The following is a 20,125-nucleotide window of genomic DNA, read 5'->3' on the forward strand; positions in this document are numbered from 1 at the left end:
TAGCGGAGCAGCGCGGACGGGACGAGCTTCTTACCGCCTACTCTCGCCGTGCGCTGGGGCATCGGCGTTATTGCTGATCGGAATCCGACATTGGCTCGAACACGTTCTGCTCAGCAAGCCAGGATTCGAGCACTCGGGGCCAGTCGCGAACGGTTCCCTGCGTGGCTCGCATGCCAAACCCGTGTCCTCCGGTTGGGTAGATGTGCAACTCGGCTTGTACGCCCTGTCGTCGACAAGCCGCCTCGTAGCGTAGCGCATTTTCCAGCGGAACGGACTTGTCGTCGGCCGAATGGATCAGCAATGTGGGGGGCGTTTGGGCATCAACCTGTTCGTCAGCGCTCCAGGCGGTAAGGGTCGCTTCGTCGGGATCGTTTCCCAGCAGATTCCGGCGCGATCCCTCGTGTGTGACCCCCTCACGCATCGAAATGACCGGATAAACGAGCACGGCGAAGTCAGGGCGACTCGATTGTCGTTCGAGCAGGCTCTGCGAGGTGGGATCGCCCGGCGTTGATTTCGTCGCCGCCGTCGCCGCCAGATGCCCCCCGGCAGAGAATCCCATGATTCCGATGCGCTGCGGATCGATTTTCCAGTCGGCGGCTTGGCAGCGCACCAAGCGAAGGGCCTCTTGAGCGTCGTTGAGCGGAACGGGCTGCTGGTGCGGACCGCCGCCGCACCGATAAGGGAGCACCGCTGCTAATACGCCGCGTTCGACAAACCAGCGGGCGATGTCGTGGCCTTCCTTATCAATGGCTTGCCCCGCATAACCTCCACCGGGGCAGATGACGATTGCGGCACCGGTTTGCTGTTCGTCCATCGGTCGATAGACCGACAACACGGGCTGCGAGACGCCTGTGAGCCAGCCGTTGGGCTGGCCGGTCCCGCGGGGTTCGTAGCGTTCTGCTTTGTGATAGGACTCTGATCCGGGCGGCACCCCTTTCCAGAGCCGCACCAGCAGGGGCGCGGCGTCGGACCGAGCTCCCGCGGTATCACACAGCAGTAGTAGCAAAACGACGGGCAGGAAGTGTTTCATGCGTGCGTTACCTGATGTTCTTCGGATTCTGCCTCGCGCCACACACCGACGACCGCCGGGGAATACGTGCGAACATCCCAGCCGCTATCGTGCCGATCGGCTCGGACACCCCCTTCAAGCAGCGAGAAGTCGAAGCGTTCGTCCGCTTCTACCAGCATCAAACTGCCGGGGGGCAGGCGCTGCTTAACAGCGTGGATTAATCCGAGCATCTCGTCGGCCCGCTCGACAAAGAACGAGTAGGGGGGCGAGACAAACACCAGCCATGGCCGCGTTGCTTGGGGAGTCTCCGCCGCACACGACCAGGTGGCGAGGTCTGCCTTGCCCCACACAAACGCGCTGCTGATGAGCAGCTCCGTCTGGTCGACGAGGCCGACGGATTCGATATTCTCGCGCACCACGCGGGCGGTGGGGACATGGCGTTCGATGAACGTTGCCGAGAGTGCTCCGCGACTGATCGCCTCGATGCCCAGGGCACCGGTACCGGCGAACAGGTCCATCGCATGCTTGCCGGCGGCCTGCATGCCGACCAGGTTAAAGATCGCTTCGCGCACCCGATGCTTCATCGGTCGCGTCACGAGCGACGCTTTGCCCATCGCAGGGTGCCCTTTTTGGGACTGCTGGTGGGGTTCAAAGACCAGCCGGGTGCCGCGGAACTTGCCCCCGATGATTTGCAGGTCGGCCGACTCGATCGGGTTGCCAGGCTGAGAGTGGCGGGCGGGGCGGCGGGGCATGATGACGCTAGGGGACGAAACGCGGGAAGGCAAAGTGAGGGGGGTGAGCGTGTGATCGAAGCAGCAAGCAAGCAGCTTGCGTAATCGGCAAAGCGTCTGGCGGCGGGCTTGGATCCGCGTTCGTGGGGCACCACGGGGCCAATCCTACCCGCCATCAGCTGGTCGGAACGCTAGCAAGTCTTCTGTTCTTAAGGGGGGCACCCCGTTGGGGAGCGAACCAACAAGCGTTATGGTACGCAGCACAGCAAGGACTTCTCGACCCCCACGCCCCCCAAAGCACGATGTTCGTACGCCCGATGGCCGTTGGTTTGTCGCTCGCCCTTGCGCTGGGCGGGACCGCTTGGGGTCAGAATGCTCCGGCTTCCGGCGGCGCTGCTGCTCCTGTCGGCGCTGCCGATCCGGCCGCCGCTTTCCAACAGGCGGTTGCGGATTACAAGCAGGCGATCCGGTCCATCGAGAAGCTACGAACCGAGCACCAGGGGGCCAGTGCCGAGCGCCAGGCCCAGATCAACAGCGAGCTGCAGACGCAGATCGCGAGCACCCAAGCGAAAGTCGATGCCATGCTGAGTTCTGCCCTCGAAGCCTTCCGCGCGGCCCCGATGGCCGACCCCGAGGTCACCAAGCTCCTGGTGGCCGCGGTCGAGCACCAGATGGTAGGACGTGGTGCTGAGGGCGGGGGAGACGACTACGAAGCCGCTTTGCCCGTGATCGAGGCGCTGGTCGATGCGGGCCATGAGCGGACCGAGCTGCCGCTGTGGGGCGCGTTTGCGGCGGTGGTGACCAATCAGTTCGATCTGGCGGACAAATTTGCCGCAGTGGTCGAAGAACGCAAGACGCTGCAGACCTCGCCCGGAACCACCGAAGCCGCCCAAGACACGTTTGACAACGCGATCCGCTATTTGAAGGAACGCGACCGGTTCCGCGCTCGGTGGGAGGCGGAAAGCAAGATTCAGGCGCAGGATGCGGCCGCAGACAATCTGCCCCGTGTGCTGCTGACCACTTCCAAAGGGGACGTGGTGATCGAGCTGTTTGAGGACCAGGCACCCATCGCGACCGCCAACTTCCTCACGCTCGCTAAAGACGGTTTCTATGACGGGGTCGTCTTCCACCGCGTGCTGCCACGTTTCATGGCGCAAGGTGGGGATCCGACAGGCACCGGCTCCGGGGGGCCCGGCTACGCGATCGCTTGCGAATGCGCACGCCCCGACGCGCGTAAGCACTTCCGTGGCACGCTCAGCATGGCGCACGCCGGACGCAACACCGGTGGCAGCCAATTCTTTCTGTGCTTTGTACCGACCGAGCACCTGGACGGGCGTCACACCGCCTTCGGTCGCGTGGTAGAGGGCTTTGGTGTGCTTGCGGATCTGAATCGCGTCGATCCCAATGGCCCAAGCCCGCCAGCGGACAAAATCCTCTCCGCAAAAGTGCTTCGCGATCGTGGTCACAGCTACTCGTTTGAGAAGCTTCCGGGCCGCTAGATTTGGCGAACCACAGCGGGCCGTCCAATCTCCCGTCGCGCCTCTATTGCGGGAGCGCAGGCCGCTCTCCGGCCTGCGCACGGCTCCGGGTGCGTTTGGTCGATTGATCGTAAGTGATTATGCCATATGGACTTGATGCGATCAATGCGGGCGCAGTAAGGCGTCTTAGTTGACTTCTTGGGGGCTTAGACCGTACGCTTGATTTGCTTTGAGCAATGCTAAGGCCGCCTCTTATAGCGATCGCTAATCGGGGGGCCGCAGGGCGCGGATGCCCTTTTCCGGTTTAGCCTTCGTCACTCGCGGTCGGTAGTGCAGCTGCGTTCGTTAAAGATCTTTTGCGATATCGTGCGGCTCGGCAGCTTTTCGAAAGCCGCCGAGTTGAATGGCGTTTCGCAGCCGAACGTCAGCCAGATGGTCCATAACCTTGAGGATCGACTGGGGGTGCAGCTTATCGATCGCTCGCGCAGGCCGTTTGTTATTACGCCTGAAGGGGAGCGCTACCATAAGGGCTGCCTCGAACTGGTCCAGCTCTACGATGAACTCGAGCGAGATATCCGCTCGCTGCACGATCACCAGACAGTCCGCTTGAACATCGCCGCCATCTATTCGGTGGGCCTCGGGCAGATGCGACGGATGGTTGATGAGTTCCGTCGAGAGTCGCCCGAGATCTTGCTCCGGATCGATTACATGCACCCCGATCAGGTGCAGTGCGCTGTGGAGTCGGGCGATGCAGACATCGGTGTGGTGAGCTATGCCGAGACCACGAAGAAACTGTACGCGCGATCCTGGCGTAACGAGCCGTTCGCGGTGGCGGTGGCACCGAGCCATCCGCTGGCGAGCGAGAGCGTAGTGTCGGTTGATCGGTTGAGTCATCAGTCGCTGGTGATGCCATCGTCGGGACTGCGGGTCCGCGATGAGATGGACCGCTGGCTGGCCTCGCAGCGAGCTCCGGTGGTTGTGGCGCTCGAGTTTGACAATCTTGAATCGGTGAAGCGAGCGATCGAAGTGGGGGAAGGGATCGGCCTGCTGCCGGCAGCCACTTTTGCTTCGGAGGTGGCGTTGGGATCGCTCGTGAAGGTTGGTCTGGCGGATCGGCTGGGCGCGGTCGACGCCTTTGTGCGGCCCCTCGGATTGCTGGTCCGGCGCGATGAGCCCCTCAGCCCGGCAGCCCAACGATTTATCGAATTGCTCCAGCGTCACGCGGGCGATCCGCCCGACCTGTTGATTCCTGCGCGAAAACACAGTCCGCAAGAGGGAGCAATCCCCCAAGTGACCGTCCTGTAGCCCACCGGTGCTGCGACATCAGCACATTGTTTCGCGCCTTGCGAAGCTCATGTTTCTCACCGCCCCTACGTCCTGCGATATAAAACTTAAGTGAACTCCAAAGCGATTGATGCGATGCGTAATCCTGCCTCGTTGCTGCATCTTCCCTCTCAGCAGGGGCTGTACGATCCCGCGCACGAACACGATGCCTGCGGAGTGGGCTTCATCGCGAACGTGAAGGGCGTAGCGAGCCATCAGATTGTGGTAGACTCGGAAGATTTGCTGCGGCGGATGGACCACCGCGGTGCCTGTGGGTGCGAAGAAAACACGGGCGATGGAGCGGGAATTCTGACCGCGGTGCCGCAGCGTTTTTTTAAGGCAGCCATCGAAACCGACCTGGGCGTGGAACTGCCGGCGAGTGGCCGGTACGCCGTTGGTAACGTTTTTCTTCCGCAGAGCGCTTCGGAGCGTGACCGCTGCAAGGCGGCGGTCGCGCATCTCGTGAGCGATGCCGGTCAGCGTCTGGTGGGCTGGCGTCCTGTGCCGGTTGATCCGGTGCTGGCGGACCTGGGCCCGACTGCCAAGAACGCTCAGCCGGTTATTGAGCAGCTTGTGATCGCCGCGGCCGATGACTGCGAGGCGGAAGCCTTTGAGCGGACGCTCTACCTGATTCGTAAACGGTCCAGCAACCAGCTCCGCCGCGACCCGTCGCTCAAGCAAGCCAAGCTGTTCTATATCTGCTCGCTGAGCACCAAGACCATTATCTACAAGGGGATGCTCACCACCGAGCAGCTCTACCGATTCTACCCCGACCTGAAGGACCCCACGTTTGAGAGCCATCTGGCGATGGTCCACTCGCGGTTCGCGACGAACACTTTTCCGAGTTGGGATCGCGCGCAGCCGCTGCGCTTTATGAGCCACAACGGCGAGATCAACACGGTCAAGGGCAACGCCAACTGGATGTTCGCCCGCCAGGGGGTGCTCGAGAGCAGCCTGTTTGGCGAGCGGCTTCCGCAGCTGTTCCCCATCGTCGAGCCCGACTGCAGCGACTCGGGAACGTTTGACAACGTGCTCGAGTTTCTGCAGATGTCGGGTCGCTCGCTACAAGAGGCCATCATGATGATGGTTCCCGAGGCGTGGCAGAATCACGCCACGATGAGCCCGACCAAAAAGGCGTTCTACGAGTACCACTCCGCCTTGATGGAACCGTGGGACGGCCCCGCCTCGATCGTGTTCACCGATGGCAAGTACATCGGTGCGGTGCTCGACCGCAACGGCCTGCGGCCCTCGCGTTACTACCTGACTCACGATGATCGCGTGATCATGGCGAGTGAGGTCGGAGTGGTTGACGTCGATCCGGCAAACGTCAAAGCGAAGGGTCGATTGCAACCCGGCCGGATGTTCTTGGTTGATTTCGAGCAGGGGCGTTTGATCCCCGATGAAGAGCTTAAGGAAGACTTCGCCACCCGCCAGCCTTACGGCGATTGGATTGCGAAGCAGCGGATCGACCTGAACAGACTGCACCCGGAACGCGAATCGCATAACTTTGATCCGGCCACGCTGCTGGCGCGGATGCAAGCGTTTGGCTTCACGGTCGAGACGATGAAGTTCATGCTGTTGCCGCTCGTCAAGGTCGAGAAGGACCCGATCGGGTCGATGGGCAACGACAGCTGTCTGGCGGTCCTCAGCGACAAGCCGCGGATGCTGTACGACTACTTCAAACAGCTCTTCGCACAGGTCACGAATCCTGCGATCGATTCGATCCGCGAGGAAGTGATCATGTCGCTCGAGTGCTACATCGGCCCCGAGCGGAATCTGCTCGAGCCGACCGAGCGGCACGCGCATCGCTTGCGCCTGAAGCACCCGATTCTTTCCAACGAGCAGCTTGCCGCCATCCGGCACATGACCGATCCGGGTTGGAGCACCAAGACGATCGACACGACCTGGGCGCGGAGCCACGGTGCCAGCGGCATGCGCGATGCTCTGGATCGGGTCTGCCGCGAGGCGGAGAAGGCGGTCGATGGCGGGGAGACGATCCTGCTGCTGTCGGATCGGCAAGTGCGTCAGGGGCGCGTCGCGATTCCGATGCTGCTGGCGGTGGGAGCCGTCCACCAGCACCTAATCAAAAGCAGCAAGCGGACCCGTGTGGGTCTGATCTGTGAGACAGGCGAGGCCCGCGAGGTCCACCATCACTGTTTGCTGGTGGGGTATGGTGCCGACGCGATCAATCCGTATCTGGCGTTTGAGTCGCTGTGGCAAGCACGGCGCGACGGTCTCATGGACGAAGTTGAACCACAGATTGGCGATGAAGGGGGCGAAGGGCACGAACATCCGGCGATCGAAGCGGGGGCCGATGGCGAGGCGTTCGACCCGATCAGCGCCGCCGATCACGATTTGGTGCGTAAGTATCGAACGGGCGTCGCGAAGGGCATGCTCAAGGTGATGGCCAAGATGGGCATCTCGACACTGCAGAGTTACAAAGGTGCCCAAATCTTTGAAGCCCTCGGCATCAAGGATGAGGTGATCTCGCTCTGCTTCACTGGCACGGCAAGTCGCGTGCAGGGGGTCGATTTCAAGGTGCTCGCCGAGGAAGCCTTGCGGCGCCACGCCCTGGGTTTCCCCGATCACCCCACCCCACGCCTGCCGGTGTTGCCTAACCCCGGCGAGTTTCACTGGCGTGCCGAAGGTGAGCGGCACATGTGGGATCCACAGTCGATCGCCGATATCCAAGCGGCCGCGCGAGCGGGCGACCAAACCGCTTATGCACGGTTCGCAGACCACATCAATAACGATAGCCGCACCCGCTGCCAGCTGCGTGGACTGTTGGATTTCAAAAAAGATGGCTCGCGCATACCAGTCCCGTTGGACGAAGTGGAGTCGGCGAAAGAGATCGTAAAACGCTTTTGCACCGGTGCCATGTCGTTCGGAAGCATCTCCGCCGAAGCCCACGAGACACTCGCTGTGGCGATGAATCGTCTGGGCGGTAAGAGCAACACGGGTGAGGGTGGCGAGGATCCGGCCCGCTGGACTCCGGATGCGAACGGCGACTCGCGACGCTCGGCCATCAAACAGGTGGCGTCGGGGCGCTTTGGCGTCACGATCAGTTATCTCACGAACGCCGATGAGATCCAGATCAAGATCTCGCAGGGTGCCAAGCCAGGCGAAGGGGGCGAGCTGCCCGGTCGCAAGGTGGATGACAATATCGCACGCATCCGCTACAGCACACCCGGCGTGGGCCTCATCAGCCCTCCACCGCACCATGATATCTATTCGATCGAAGACTTGGCACAGCTGATCTACGACCTGAAGAACGCCAATCGCGCCGCGCGAATCAGCGTGAAGCTGGTTTCAGAAGTTGGCGTAGGGACGATCGCCGCGGGGGTCGTTAAAGGGCATGCCGATCATGTGCTGATCGCCGGCGACGGTGGCGGCACGGGGGCGTCGCCGCTGACCAGCATCAAGCACGCGGGTCTGCCGTGGGAGATCGGCATCGCCGAGACCCACCAGACGCTGATGGCTAACGATCTGCGGAGCCGCGTCGTGCTCCAGACCGACGGAGGCCTGAAGACCGGCCGCGATGTGGTGATTGCGGCACTGTTGGGTGCCGAGGAGTTTGGTTTCAGCACGGCACCGCTGATCACGCTGGGCTGCATCATGATGCGGAAGTGCCACCTGAATACCTGCCCGGTGGGGGTCGCGACGCAGGACCCTGAACTCCGCAAGATGTTCCGTGGCAAGCCCGAGCATGTGGTGAACTATTTGTTCATGGTCGCGGAAGAAGCGCGCACGATTATGGCAGAGTTGGGTTTCCGAACGATCCCCGAGATGGTCGGCAAGATCGAAGTGCTTGACGCGACAAAAGCTGTCAGTCACTGGAAGTCGGATGGCTTGGACCTCAGTAGTCTGTTTACCCCTGGTCCGCGGCCTTACGACAACGCCGACGCTTACTGCACCCAGGCCCAAGATCACGGGTTGGAGAAGACGCTTGATGTGCGTCGCCTGCTAGACATTGCCCGCCCGGCGCTCGAAGCGGGCCAAGCGGTCGAAGCCGAACTGCCGATTGTGAATACCGATCGGACGGTAGGAACGATCCTCTCGAATGAGATCGCAAAGCGCTACGGCGAAGCCGGCCTGCCCGCCGATACGATCCACCTGAAATTCACCGGTCATGCGGGTCAGAGCCTCGGTGCCTTCTTGGCGCACGGAGTGACGATTGAGCTGGAAGGCGACGCCAATGACTACGTGGGCAAAGGCTTATCGGGAGGTCGGGTCATCGTTTATCCGCCAAAGGCTTCCACCTTCAAGGCAGAGGATCAGATCCTGGTTGGCAATGTGTGCTTGTACGGGGCAACTCGGGGCGAGGCGTTTTTCCGCGGCCGAGCGGCGGAACGGTTTGCCGTAAGAAACAGCGGTGCCCATGCGGTGGTTGAGGGCGTTGGCGACCACGGCTGCGAGTACATGACAGGCGGTCGAGTGGTGATCCTCGGCCCGACCGGGCGCAACTTTGCGGCGGGCATGTCGGGTGGCGTTGCATACGTCTGGGCTCCTAATCGGGAGACCTTCGAGCTGAATCACAACGCGGGCATGGTGGATCTGGAGGAGGTTCGTGACGAAGAGGACATCGCCGAACTTCACGAGTTGATTGCTGCCCACCAAGCCGCGACCGATAGCCCTGTAGCCGCCGACGTGCTCGAGCGTTGGGAAGAGGTCTTGGGCGAGTTTGTGAAGGTCATGCCGACCGACTACAAGCGAGTTCTAGAAACGCTCAAGGCGCGCGCTCCAGAAGAACCCGCGCCGGTTTAGCTCTCGCTCGTTGCGAGACTTGACACCCGATTCCCGGCCCGCCTCTCCGACCGATCGGAGAGCAGACGCCCCCAGCGATAAGACAAGAAGAAGATGGGAAAGCCCACCGGTTTTAAAGAGTTTGATCGTCAGGCCGTGCCTTACCGCGATCCGGTAGAGCGTGCCAATGATTATCTGGAGATTTACACCAACGCGCCGGTAGAGCACCTTCGTACTCAGGGGGCCCGCTGCATGGATTGCGGCGTTCCGTTCTGCCAGTCGGATACCGGCTGTCCGATCGACAATCTGATTCCCGAATGGAACGATCTGGTCTATCAGAATCGGTGGCGTGAGGCGCTCGACCGGTTGCATAAGACCAATAACTTCCCCGAGTTCACCGGACGCGCGTGTCCGGCACCGTGCGAGGGAGCATGCGTTTTGGGCATCACGAACCCGCCGGTCACGATCAAGAACATCGAGAACGCGATCATCGATCGCGGATGGGCCGAGAATTGGGTTCAGCCGCAGAAACCCGAGAACGAGACGGGGCGATCCGTGGCCATTGTTGGATCGGGCCCCGCCGGGTTGGCAGCTGCCCAGCAGCTGCGCCGCGCTGGCCACGCCGTGACCGTTTACGAGCGCGCCGACCGCATCGGAGGTCTGTGCATGTACGGCATTCCGAACATGAAGCTCGACAAAGAGACGGTTAATCGCCGGGTCAACCAGCTCCGGCAAGAGGGAGTTAAATTTGTGACCGGTGTCCACGTCGGCAAGCAAGAAGAGTTCGAACCAGGGCACATGACGGGCATCATGCAGGAACGCAAGGTTCCGCTGAAGTTTGTTGATCCGCAGCACCTCGTTAATGAGTACGACGCGCTTCTCTTGGCAACCGGTGCTACCCGTCCTTTCGATCCGACTGCCAAGGCCCCCGGCCGTGATTTGGAGGGGATCCACTTCGCGATGGACTTCCTCACGCGCAACACCAAGAGCCTGCTCGACACGAATCTTGGCGACAAAGCCTATCTATCGGCCGAAGGCTTAGACGTGGTGGTCATCGGCGGTGGCGATACGGGGGCCGACTGCATTGGCACCTCGCTGCGCCACGGGGCGAAGAGCATTGCCAACCTGGAGGTTGTGCCTCAGCCCCCTGAACACCGACGCGACAACAACCCTTGGCCACAGTGGCCGCAGGTGTATCGAGTGGACTACTCGCACGCCGAGATGATCGCCAAGACCGGTCACGACCCGCGGCACTATCAAACGCTCACCAAAGAGTACGTAGGAAGTGCGGGCAAGCTGACCGGCGTGAAAGTTGTGACGATTGACTGGTCGAAGCCGGTCGAAGGGGGCGCGCCTTTCACGGAGGTAGCGGGCAGCGAGAAGACGCTTCCGGCCGACTTGGTGTTGCTCGCCACCGGCTTCCTCGGCCCCGAATTATCACTTGGTGATATGCTGGGACTGAAGACGCACGCTCCCCGCGGAAACTGGAACACAATAGCCGCTGAGCACGGCAAGTTCACCACAAATATCGAGCGGGTGTTCGCCGCGGGCGACTGCCGACGTGGCCAGTCGTTGGTTGTGTGGGCGATCAATGAAGGGCGCGGCGCGGCCCGCGCAATCGACGAGTACTTGATGGGCTACACCAGCCTGGCGGCACCCGGGCTGAACCTGCCCCAGCAGGTGGTCTGATCGGTTCGATCGCCATCACATTGCACCACAGCAACGAGGCCAACTCCCGGTGCGAGAGTTGGCCTCGGTTGATTCGGTTTATCCGCGAGGTGTTAGCGATCGCCGCGTGGCTATCAGCCGAGCTTGGAGAGTGCCTTCAGCAGCTTCTCAGCCTGCTCGACACCGCCCACCTTCGAAGCGAATTCGCGGGCGTCGATCAGCGATGACAGGCTGACCTTGTCGCTGACGCTGCCTGCCGGACGGCCGACGCCGCGCTTCTTGGCGACCTTCTTGCGGGGCTTCTTGCCGGCTTTGCGGGCAGCGGCGGCCTTGACGTTGCTGACCAACGCCGGGGCGACTTCGATGCCCTTCTTCTTGAGCTCGTTGCAGACCTCGGTCGGGCCGGCCTTGGGATTGGCCGCCATGAACTCGCGGATCGCCGCGCTCTTGTTAGTTCCGCCAGCACGTTTCTTAGCCACAGGTGAAATCCTTCAACAGGGAGTGTGTAGTACCGCCACCAATCCTCAGGTTCGCTACCTAAAGATATTTGTAGTATTAGACGCGTTATCGTCAAAAGCAACCAGACCCCTTATTTTTACTTACTGGTTGGAGGCTATCTCACTACCCTTTCCATATCTGATCCGGTCCTGATTGGTTGAATCCTCATAACAGATTGTTTCTTCGATAGACCTGCGTATCTTTGTCTCTTGCCAGCAGCTGGTCTCTACCAGCAGCTGGTCGCTGCGGTCGAGCCGCTCCTCAGGCGCGTTGCTTAGCCGACACACTAGGCGTTACACTTGGCGTTTCTCGCGGACCTGGTGGCCCGCTGCACATTTCCGCGACACTCGCGAAGGGCTGACTCCAATGGCATGGGTTTTTGAGCGGACCGTTGAAGCGGCCGCATGGGTAGCTCTCGTTGTGGCGTGGTCATCGCTGGGGCTCGCCCTGTACTGGATGTACCAGTGGTTCGGCACGCTTCAGACAGGTGCCGACTTTCAGCTCTTGCGAGACGCCACCAAGGCCGCCGGTGCTTTCGTCGGATTTGCCCTAGCGCTTGGCGGTCTGGCGTGCGTCGACCGTTTCTTATTCGATGCGGATCACGAACCGCGGCAACCGGGCTGATCCGATTAGTCGTGCCGCTTAGTCTGGCTATAATCCCGTCTGGCAGCGCTCGCATCGTTGCACGAATCAACATCCCGGTTATTGGCATGCTGCTTGTCGAGAATCTCCGCAAGTCGTATCGCGTGCCGGGGGGCGGACGTTTGCCGATACTTGATGTCCCCCGGTTGGCAGTTGACCGCGCCGAGCAGCTTGTGATCCGTGGGCAGAGCGGTTGCGGCAAGACCACGCTGCTCAACACAATCGCCGGCATGACGACCGCCGATGAGGGACAGATCCGCATCGGCGACGTTGATATTGCTCGTCTTCCCGAGGCGGCTCGCGATCGCTTTCGTGCCCGACATATCGGGTACGTCTTCCAGACCTTTAATCTGCTCCCCGGCTTTACCGCAATCGAGAACGTCATGCTAGGCATGACGTTCACCGGTTCTCGCTGCGATCGGGTACGGGCGGAAGACCTTTTAGAGCGGGTTGGCCTCGGCCACCGGTTGCGACACAAGCCTTCGGCGTTATCGGTGGGAGAACAGCAGCGCGTGGCAGTGGCGCGTGCGCTGGTCAACAAACCCGTCCTGCTCTTGGCAGACGAGCCGACTGCCAACATCGATCCGGGGCATCAGCAACAGATTATCGATCTGCTTCGCAGCGTTTGCGAGACAGAACGGGTGGCGATGCTGCTGGTGACACATTCACCCGAGGTGTCGTCACAATTTGATCGCGTCGAGCAGCTGGAAGCCGTCAACCGTGTTGCCTCGAAGGCCTTGCATGAGGCCGCGAACGAATCTTCACGAACCGCGCAGGAGCAATGGCCTTGAGCTTCTGGCGAATAGCTTGGAATAACCTCAAGCAGCGGGGGCTCGCCTCGGCGCTGACCGCCTTGTCGATGGCGCTGGGCGTTGCGGCGATGTGCTGCGTGATCGTTGTTTATGCGGTTGCTGTCCGGCAGTTCTCACAAGACGCCCAGGGCTATCACCTGATCGTCGGTGGCAAGGGGGGAGCCCTGCAGCTCGTGCTCAGCACGGTCTATCACCTCGGCCAACCGCTCTATCCGATCCCTTACAGCGAGTATCGCCGGCTCGTAGATGGAGACCTCTCGGGAGTGGTTGAGGTGGCGGTCCCCTACTGTCTAGGGGATAGCTTCGATCCCACTACTGATCCTGAGAATCCCAGCGATCGGCGTTACCGGGTGGTCGCTACCACACCCGATCTATTCGACAAGATCGAGTACGGCACCGATGAGCGGGGCGTGCCGATACGGTACACGTTTCGCGCAGGGGGCCGGAACTTTCGCACGGATCATGCTTACGAGGCGGTGCTCGGATCGGTCGTTGCCGCGCAGTCCGGCTTGAAGGTTGGCGATACGTTCAGCCCCACGCACGGTATCAGTGGAGAGGGAGAGAAGCACGAGGAGTTCACGATCGTCGGCGTGCTCGAGACGACCGGCACGGCCAATGATCGGGCCGTGTTTATCAACCTGGAGGGCTTCTATCTGCTCGAGAAGCACGCCCTTTCCGATGCCATGGCAGCGGAGCGCGAGGCGCGTATCGCCGCTACGGAAGCGCTGGAAAAGAACCGGGCAACTCCCGCAGCCACGCCACGCGGCCTCCTTCCCCCCGAGGTGCTCTACGATCAAAACGATCAGCCGATCGAGCCTCTTGCCGAGGCAAAACGCGAGGTGACGAGCGTGCTGGTGCTGTGCTCGAGCGACCTGGGTCCGCTGATTCTCAACACCAAAATCAACAAGGATCCGAATCAATCATCGCAGGCCGTCGCCCCCGCGGGAGTGGTAACCTCGCTGCTCGAGAAGATCGTTGGACCTATCCAGCTCGTGCTGCTCGTGCTGACGATCTTGATCGTGTTGGTCGCGGCGATTGGTATCTTGGTGAGCATCTACAACTCGATGAGCGAGCGGAAGCACGATATCGCGGTGATGCGGGCGCTGGGTGCCAGCCGGGTGTCCGTCATGCTGATTATCTTGACCGAGGCGGTCTTGATCTCTTTGATCGGCGCGTTGGGGGGGCTCGTGTTGGGGCACCTGTTCATCGCCGCTGCGGCACCCTACCTCGAAGCCGAGGCGGGAGTGCGGTTGGCGTTTTGGCGACTCGATCCGCTCGAATTGATGATCGTGCCAGCGCTCGTGGCTTTGGCGGGCCTCGTGGGGCTGCTACCGGCCTTCTCTGCCTATCGGACCGATGTTGCCCGCAGTCTGTCTGGCGGCCAATAGCCTTACAAAATGCGGGCTTCGACCCTCTTGCTCCGCTGCCGCGATTGCCGGCCAGGGCGTCGGACCGCAGAATAAGGGTTGCTCAGCGTGTGGGGGTCCTCGCCCCGCCACGCTGCCTTCTTCCCCTCTGAGCGCAGACCACCGGCCCTCTCAGGATTAACGGATTGAACATTATGCGAAAGCTAACGACTCATTCCCCCGCGATGGTCTTTGGGGGGACGTTGGCGTTGACGATGATTCTGTGGAGCGATTGCGCAGTAGCTTGCCCCTTCTGCGCCGCAGAAAGTCGCACGCTTACCGAAGAGATCGGCGACAGCTCGGCGGTGTTGTTGGCCAAGCTCGCGGCCCCCTCTGCTGTTGCACAAGACCCGGCAGAAGCCGGTGTACCGTACGCCTTTGTGGACCCCGAAACGGGCGGAGCAAAGTTCACGATCGAGCGCATCTTGCTCGGCGAAAATTTGCTCAAAGGGGTTGAGCAGGTCGAGGCGATCTACTTTGGCGATCCCGACACCCAGACGGTGTTCTATTTGCGCGGGGTTGGCGAGCCCCCCGAGTGGACGATCCCCATGCCGCTCTCGGAGCGTGCGGTTGAGTATGTCACGCAGCTGTTTTCTTTGCCTCCTTCAGGCGTTGAGCGTGTGGCGTTCTTTCAGGAATATCTGGAAGACGAGGATCCGCTGCTCGGACAAGATGCTTACGATGAATTCGCCCGCGCGCCGTATCAAGACATTATCGATCTGGCCGATCGAATGGATCGCGATCAGCTCATCGCTTGGATCGAAGGAAGCCGTGTCAGCCCGAGCCGCCGCCGTCTGTTTTTGACCATGCTCGGGGTTTGTGGACAGCAAGAGGATCTCCGCCGCATCGAGGCTCTTCTGCGCTCCGACATCCGCTTGATCGGGCCCGTGGCCGATGCCGCTGCCGCCGCCTCGCTGGCAACCGCGGGGGGGGTGAGCGGCCTGAGCGCTGCGGTCGTTCCCGAGGCAATCCGCTTTGGCGAACGCGGTCGCAAGCTGGGGCTCGACGCGATGATCGCGTGCTACCTTACCCTGAGCGGTCGACTCAGCAACGTTGAGGCCGCGCTGGTTCAGGTCGAAGACCGCTTTTTACGTGACCCCCAGACCGAGTACTCGCACGTTCACGCGGCGCTGATGGCGGTTCGGTTTCTCGCGGAAGAACGACAAGACCTTGTGCCGCTTGAACGGGTGATACGCTCGGCTCGGCTGCTACTGGATAACCCCGAATTCGCGGATCAAGTGATTCCCGACCTCGCTCGCTGGGAAGACTGGTCGGTGATTGACCGGATGGTTCAGCTCTTCGAGAAGAGCTTTGAAGAAGACGCTAACCGATACGTTCGAGAGCCCGTGATCACGTATCTCGACGTTGCGGCCGAGCAACCGGGGGCGGTCGGCGAGGCCGCGGTTCGGGCGCTCGAACGGGTCGAGGGGCTCGATCCGGCTGCCGCCAAACGGGCGCGCAGCCTGCAGGCTTTCGGCTTTCTGGCGCAAGCCCGTAGCCCCTCGCCATCGACCTCGACTGCGACCGAGGACCCGCCTGATCCGGCCGAGATCCCGTCGCCAGAAAATCTTGCGTTAGAACCGGCGTTAGAAGCCTCGCCTGCTGCGCCGAGCAAGCCCGAGCGATCGCCTGCCGAGCTTGCGGCATTACAAGCCGAAGCCAATGCCCGTTTGGTTGCCGCAGAGAAAGAGCGGCGCTCGGGATTTGCCAATTCACTCCGTGCCGAAGCGGCCGCCCGCGACACAGCGCAAGACCCTCCGACCGGCCTGCTGGTGGGGCTCCCCTTGTTGGGGGCCGCGGTCTGCATGAGCGTGTTTTGGGTGATCCTTCGCGGCGGTGCTGCGTAAGAAAGGGACCCTCCAAGCGGGAAATTCATCAAGCGGAATTTTTTCCCGGCCAACAAGACTTTTTTTCCTGCGAAGAAAGCGGTTCATCGAGGATGTCTGTTACGCACTCATACGAAGACGCACAGCCGATTGAGTATCGCTCGGTACACACCGGAGCGATCATTGGCCTGGTGCTCGCGCTGGCTTCGGCGGTGGTGCCGTTGACCGCGGGTAGCGCGAACCTGGGCTATACGCTGCCGCTGTCGGTCTTGCCAATGGTGGGCTTCGCGATCTCGATGGTCGCTTGGCGGGCCATCGCCGGAGCCCCCGATGTCTACGCAGGCGGACTGCTGGCGATAGCGGGCGCGCTGCTCTCGGCGGTGTTTCTGATCACCGGAGTAAGCTACGCGTCTTACGTTTACGCGACCGAGGTTCCCGACGGCTACGAGCGGACGTCGTTTCTCGAGATGAAGCCGAGCGAGAGCGATCTGCTCAGCAGCCGTCCGGTGCCGGACCCGATCCGCATGCTGATCGAAGAACAGAAGCCCGTCTTTATCAAAGGCTATATCCGCCCCGACTCAACCCGCTTCTCGAAAAACATCACCGATTTCTTGCTCGTTCGTGATAGCAACGAGTGCTGCTTCGGCGACCTTTCGAAGGTGCAGTTCTACGATCAGATCAAGGTCCAGCTTGCACCGGGACTCGCGACCGATCTGTCGCGCAAGGTGTTTCGCGTGGGGGGCGTCTTGCGAGTGGGGCCCGGCAGTGCAGAACTGGCAGCGCCGCTGCTCTACTACCTTGATGCGGACTACATCCGGTGACGTCAGCCCGAAGGATCGCGATTTCGTTCGTTGCCAAAAGGATGGTTGGCATCCTGGCGGTCGGCGCTCTGGCCTCCATATTAGTAGGGTGCGGTTCAGAGCCGTCTCGCACCGAGGTTTCAACAAGCAGCGCTCCGCCTCCGGCTACGCAGGCCGAGGCGTCGGTGCCCTCCGCGGTACCCGCAACTGCTAAGGCGGTCGATTCGGCCTTGTCTGCTGAGTACGACGGCCAACTCTTGGACAAAACCTTCGACAGCCTCAAGTTCGAGATCGAACCGGGTGATCCGTTTGAGCCCGCGATGCTCACCGAGCCGATCAACGCGCTCTTCGGCAAACGGATTCGGCTGCGAGGCTATATCTTGCCCACCGCACGCAAGCGGCTGCAGCAGTTTGTGCTGGTCCGCGATAATCAGGAGTGCTGCTTCGGCCCGGGGGCTGCGCTCTACGATTGCGTCCTTGTCGATATGCAGCCCGGTCGCTTCGCCATGTTTTCGGTCCGCCCGATTTCCGTCGAGGGGACGCTAAGCCTTCAAGAGGTGATCGGCCCCGATGGCGCTCATCTGGCGATCTATCACCTGGAAGGCGAGCTCGTCAAATAAGCGAGTTCGTCAAATCAGCGAGATCGCTGCGTGTGCGCGGCTAGTGCGTGGTCTCACGCGCTGCCGTCGCTGCCCAGGCCGAGCTTTTTGAGCCAGTTTTGACGGGCTTCGCCGCTGGGCCCGGTCTCGCTCGCGGCTCGCTCGACGGCTGCACGGAGCGTTTCGAGTTCAATCTGCTGCTCGGCGAGCGCGTTCTGCGAGCGGGCGATCTTTGCACGCTCCAGAGAGAGCTCAAGCTCCGCTTGCCGAAGTTTTTCTTGCCAACTCGCCTCTAACGCGCTGAGCCGCTCGCGTTCTTTCAGGATAATCTCGTCTTCATCGAGCAGCGCCGCGCGGACCTCATTGTCAGAAGAACAGCCGGCTTGTTCGAGAGATTCGCGCAACTGGGCAATCTCTCGATCCTTCTCGGCAACGACGCCGTCGGTGATCTGAATCGTACCGGCGATTGTTGCGCGCTCCTGGGTACGCTCTGAATTTTCCGGCTCTCCCTCGCCTTCAAGCTCGGCGAGCAGCCGCCTTTTCTGTGACTCCCAATCGTTGCCCTCGGCGATTGCTCCGATACCCTTCGAGGGGGTCGAGCGGGCGAGCTGATCTTCGAGTTCGGCTTTCTCGTTCTTGAGCGCGCGAACGTCTTCGACGGCCATCTCGAAGCGTCGGCGAAGATCCTCGATCTCGTTCGAGTCGGCATCCGAAGGATCTGCCGACGACCGACCCGCCTCAAGCTCTTCCACACGCTGGATAAGCTGATCGCGTTCGTGCCGGAGTTGCGCGAGCTCGGCTCCTTGCGAAACGCCCGGCTCGGGACGCTCGGCTATAATCTGCTCCAACTCGCCCACGCGCTCGCGGTGCGATTGAAGATCGGTAAGCGCCATTTCAAACTTCCCCGCCACCTCGGCGTGCTCACGGGAAGTCTTATCGAGTGCTTCGGTGAGGCGTAGCGCCTCAGCGCGAAGCGCGTTAGCCTCGTTGCGTTGCTCATCGAGTAGACGCTCGATCTCGGCACGCTCTTTAGCGGCGGCTGCGCCTGCTTCGGCAAGCTGTTGAGCCGAGTCCGCGCGGAGTTTTTCTTCTCGTCCGGCGAGCTCGGCCTCGATTTCGTCGCGGACCGCGTTCCATTCAGAGCGCTCGGCTTCCCAGGCCGACCGCTCGGCTTGGAAGGCAGCGTTCTCTTCCTGAAAGCGTTGTGAATCTTCCTGGGACCGTTGGTCGTGTTGCTCGGTGAGTTCTGCCGCAAGTTCACCAGCGATCGCCGCAGCGACTTCTTCAATAAGTCGCGAGGCCTCGGACCCCAGCTTTTCAACTCCTGCCCGCTGCCGTTCGACCTTCTCACTGGTCTTGGCGCGCAGCTCGCTCAGCAGCCCTTGCGAACGCTGGGCGAGTGAGCGAATCTCGGCGATTTCCGGCGCGACCGGGTCCATCAAGGGAGCACTAGCGAAGGGGTTTGGAGCGACGCACAAACAATGGTCCACCCCTATGTAGCTTGCCCACACGCGTCGGGCAAAAACGGGACAGACTAACGCGGGGCTATGCCGATTATGTCGATTCCAACACGCGCAATGGCCGCACCGAGAGCGGTCAGCCGCAGCCGACCACCCCTACCCCTATTACAGTCAGAGGCCGTTAACGATGTTCTCCGGCCGATCGCCGTTGAGGACCGCCACCACCTGATGAGCAACGCGCCGGCGTAATTCGAGGATCGCTTCGGTCGAGCAGAACGCGGTGTGGGGGGTGATGATGACACGCGGATCGTTGTAGGGGGCGGTTTCCAGATCGGGTGGCTCGGTGTCTTGCACGTCGAGTGCTGCTCCTGCCAGCTGTCCCGCGTCGAGCGCCGCGGCGAGCGCACCGTGATCGATCAGTCCTCCCCGCGAGGTGTTGATCAAGAACGCGCTGGGCTTCATCAGGGCAAGCGTCGTCGGATTGATCAAATGGTGCGTCGCCTCGGTCAGGGGGCAGTGCAACGAGACGTAATCGCTCTGGGAAAGCAGCCTATCTAGACTTTGCCATGCGACGCCCGCGGGCGTTTTATGTGAGCGATTGGTCGCCACCACCTGCATACCGACCGCGGTGGCCAGCTTAGCGAGCAGCGTTCCCGTCCGACCAAGTCCCACGATTCCCAGCGTCTTGCCCGCGATCCGTTCGACGGGCAACGTCTGCACGAGGTTGTAAACGCCGCGTTTGGTATCGTGGTGACCCTGTGCAATCTTTCGTCCTAGCGAATAGATCATCGCCAACGCGTGCTCGGCCACTTCTTGCAGGCAATAGTCAGGCACATTGGTCACCACAATCCCGCGCCGCGTGGCGTGCGGCACGTCGATATTGTCGAGCCCGATGCCCGTGCGGGCGATGTGGCGGCACGCAGGGGCGGCGTCGATCACCCGAGCCGTGACCGGTGCCCAGCAGGTGATGATTGTGTGGGCGTCTCCCACGAGCGTGGCCAGCGTTTCTTCGCGGTTGTTAGGCGAGACCTCGATCACACAATCGGCATCGGCAACGATCTTGCGTTCGACCTCGACGTCGGCCCAAGGATGGTCGGTGTAGAAGGCACGGGGCATGTTGCGTTTGCCGA

Annotated in this window: 15 protein-coding genes; 10 read left to right on the top strand and 5 right to left on the bottom strand. The window is 61.5% G+C overall.

Translation table 11 applies throughout. The features are described 5' to 3' along the window. Positions 1-67: 67 nt before the first annotated feature. Positions 68-1,030, bottom strand: a complete 963-nt coding sequence (locus tag Pla111_RS05145; RefSeq protein WP_146572054.1) for an alpha/beta hydrolase — start codon at positions 1,028-1,030, stop codon at positions 68-70. Then, positions 1,027-1,761 carry an RsmD family RNA methyltransferase gene (locus Pla111_RS05150; RefSeq protein WP_146572056.1) on the bottom strand — a complete coding sequence of 245 codons (735 nt, stop codon included), beginning with the start codon at positions 1,759-1,761 and terminating at the stop codon, positions 1,027-1,029. The genes Pla111_RS05145 and Pla111_RS05150 overlap by 4 nt, the downstream gene beginning before the upstream one ends. Before the next feature lie 281 nt (positions 1,762-2,042). On the opposite strand from Pla111_RS05150, the gene Pla111_RS05155 reads away from it, so the two are divergent. The 4 genes from Pla111_RS05155 to Pla111_RS05170 all read left to right on the top strand — a co-directional run bounded on the left by Pla111_RS05155 (position 2,043) and on the right by Pla111_RS05170 (position 10,973). After that, on the top strand, positions 2,043-3,239 hold the full coding sequence (locus Pla111_RS05155; RefSeq protein WP_231930758.1) for a peptidylprolyl isomerase: 1,197 nt from the start codon (positions 2,043-2,045) through the stop codon (positions 3,237-3,239). A gap of 309 nt (positions 3,240-3,548) precedes the next feature. Then, positions 3,549-4,523: a LysR family transcriptional regulator gene (locus tag Pla111_RS05160; protein WP_261342116.1), complete on the top strand. Its 975-nt coding sequence runs from the start codon at positions 3,549-3,551 to the stop codon at positions 4,521-4,523. Between the two features lie 114 nt (positions 4,524-4,637). Further along, positions 4,638-9,305, top strand: a complete 4,668-nt coding sequence (locus Pla111_RS05165; RefSeq protein WP_146572058.1) for a glutamate synthase-related protein — start codon at positions 4,638-4,640, stop codon at positions 9,303-9,305. 93 nt (positions 9,306-9,398) lie between these two features. Next, entirely contained in the window at positions 9,399-10,973 is a 1,575-nt protein-coding gene (locus tag Pla111_RS05170) for a glutamate synthase subunit beta (protein WP_146572059.1), read from the top strand. Between the two features lie 113 nt (positions 10,974-11,086). Here the strand turns inward: Pla111_RS05170 and Pla111_RS05175 are convergent, their stop codons facing one another. Beyond that, positions 11,087-11,377 carry a hypothetical protein gene (locus Pla111_RS05175; RefSeq protein ID WP_146572061.1) on the bottom strand — a complete coding sequence of 97 codons (291 nt, stop codon included), beginning with the start codon at positions 11,375-11,377 and terminating at the stop codon, positions 11,087-11,089. A 439-nt stretch (positions 11,378-11,816) separates the two neighbouring features. Between Pla111_RS05175 and Pla111_RS05180 the strand changes: the two genes are divergently transcribed. From Pla111_RS05180 to Pla111_RS05205, 6 genes are all read left to right on the top strand, one after another. Then, positions 11,817-12,074: a hypothetical protein gene (locus Pla111_RS05180; protein ID WP_146572063.1), complete on the top strand. Its 258-nt coding sequence runs from the start codon at positions 11,817-11,819 to the stop codon at positions 12,072-12,074. 86 nt (positions 12,075-12,160) lie between these two features. After that, positions 12,161-12,883 carry an ABC transporter ATP-binding protein gene (locus Pla111_RS05185; protein ID WP_146572065.1) on the top strand — a complete coding sequence of 241 codons (723 nt, stop codon included), beginning with the start codon at positions 12,161-12,163 and terminating at the stop codon, positions 12,881-12,883. After that, positions 12,874-14,292: an ABC transporter permease gene (locus Pla111_RS05190; protein WP_231930760.1), complete on the top strand. Its 1,419-nt coding sequence runs from the start codon at positions 12,874-12,876 to the stop codon at positions 14,290-14,292. The genes Pla111_RS05185 and Pla111_RS05190 overlap by 10 nt, the downstream gene beginning before the upstream one ends. A gap of 173 nt (positions 14,293-14,465) precedes the next feature. Then, positions 14,466-16,157, top strand: a complete 1,692-nt coding sequence (locus tag Pla111_RS05195) for a hypothetical protein (RefSeq protein WP_146572069.1) — start codon at positions 14,466-14,468, stop codon at positions 16,155-16,157. 92 nt (positions 16,158-16,249) lie between these two features. Further along, complete coding sequence (locus Pla111_RS05200; RefSeq protein ID WP_146572071.1) at positions 16,250-16,957, top strand: hypothetical protein; 708 nt, start codon at positions 16,250-16,252, stop codon at positions 16,955-16,957. Positions 16,958-17,121: 164 nt separating this feature from the next. After that, positions 17,122-17,556: a DUF3299 domain-containing protein gene (locus Pla111_RS05205; RefSeq protein WP_197524773.1), complete on the top strand. Its 435-nt coding sequence runs from the start codon at positions 17,122-17,124 to the stop codon at positions 17,554-17,556. Between the two features lie 53 nt (positions 17,557-17,609). Here the strand turns inward: Pla111_RS05205 and Pla111_RS05210 are convergent, their stop codons facing one another. Further along, positions 17,610-18,977, bottom strand: coding sequence for a hypothetical protein (locus Pla111_RS05210; protein WP_146572074.1), 1,368 nt, complete (start codon positions 18,975-18,977; stop codon positions 17,610-17,612). Positions 18,978-19,166: 189 nt separating this feature from the next. After that, the gene (locus tag Pla111_RS05215; RefSeq protein ID WP_146572076.1) at positions 19,167-20,111 is read right to left on the bottom strand and encodes a C-terminal binding protein; all 945 of its coding nucleotides are present in this window, start codon (positions 20,109-20,111) and stop codon (positions 19,167-19,169) included. Positions 20,112-20,125 lie beyond the last annotated feature (14 nt).

This window comes from Botrimarina hoheduenensis, assembly GCF_007859815.1.
Classification (GTDB): Bacteria; Planctomycetota; Planctomycetia; order Pirellulales; family Lacipirellulaceae; genus Botrimarina; species Botrimarina hoheduenensis.

Bases quoted from the DNA above. Each gene is read 5' to 3' on its own strand.
- Pla111_RS05145 (WP_146572054.1), bottom strand. From the start codon at position 1,030: ATGAAACACTTCCTGCCCGTCGTTTTGCTACTACTGCTGTGTGATACC.
- Pla111_RS05150 (WP_146572056.1), bottom strand. From the start codon at position 1,761: ATGCCCCGCCGCCCCGCCCGCCACTCTCAGCCTGGCAACCCGATCGAG.
- Pla111_RS05155 (WP_231930758.1), top strand. From the start codon at position 2,043: ATGTTCGTACGCCCGATGGCCGTTGGTTTGTCGCTCGCCCTTGCGCTG.
- Pla111_RS05165 (WP_146572058.1), top strand. From the start codon at position 4,638: ATGCGTAATCCTGCCTCGTTGCTGCATCTTCCCTCTCAGCAGGGGCTG.
- Pla111_RS05170 (WP_146572059.1), top strand. From the start codon at position 9,399: ATGGGAAAGCCCACCGGTTTTAAAGAGTTTGATCGTCAGGCCGTGCCT.
- Pla111_RS05175 (WP_146572061.1), bottom strand. From the start codon at position 11,377: ATGGCGGCCAATCCCAAGGCCGGCCCGACCGAGGTCTGCAACGAGCTC.
- Pla111_RS05180 (WP_146572063.1), top strand. From the start codon at position 11,817: ATGGCATGGGTTTTTGAGCGGACCGTTGAAGCGGCCGCATGGGTAGCT.
- Pla111_RS05185 (WP_146572065.1), top strand. From the start codon at position 12,161: ATGCTGCTTGTCGAGAATCTCCGCAAGTCGTATCGCGTGCCGGGGGGC.
- Pla111_RS05190 (WP_231930760.1), top strand. From the start codon at position 12,874: ATGGCCTTGAGCTTCTGGCGAATAGCTTGGAATAACCTCAAGCAGCGG.
- Pla111_RS05195 (WP_146572069.1), top strand. From the start codon at position 14,466: ATGCGAAAGCTAACGACTCATTCCCCCGCGATGGTCTTTGGGGGGACG.
- Pla111_RS05200 (WP_146572071.1), top strand. From the start codon at position 16,250: ATGTCTGTTACGCACTCATACGAAGACGCACAGCCGATTGAGTATCGC.
- Pla111_RS05215 (WP_146572076.1), bottom strand. From the start codon at position 20,111: ATGCCCCGTGCCTTCTACACCGACCATCCTTGGGCCGACGTCGAGGTC.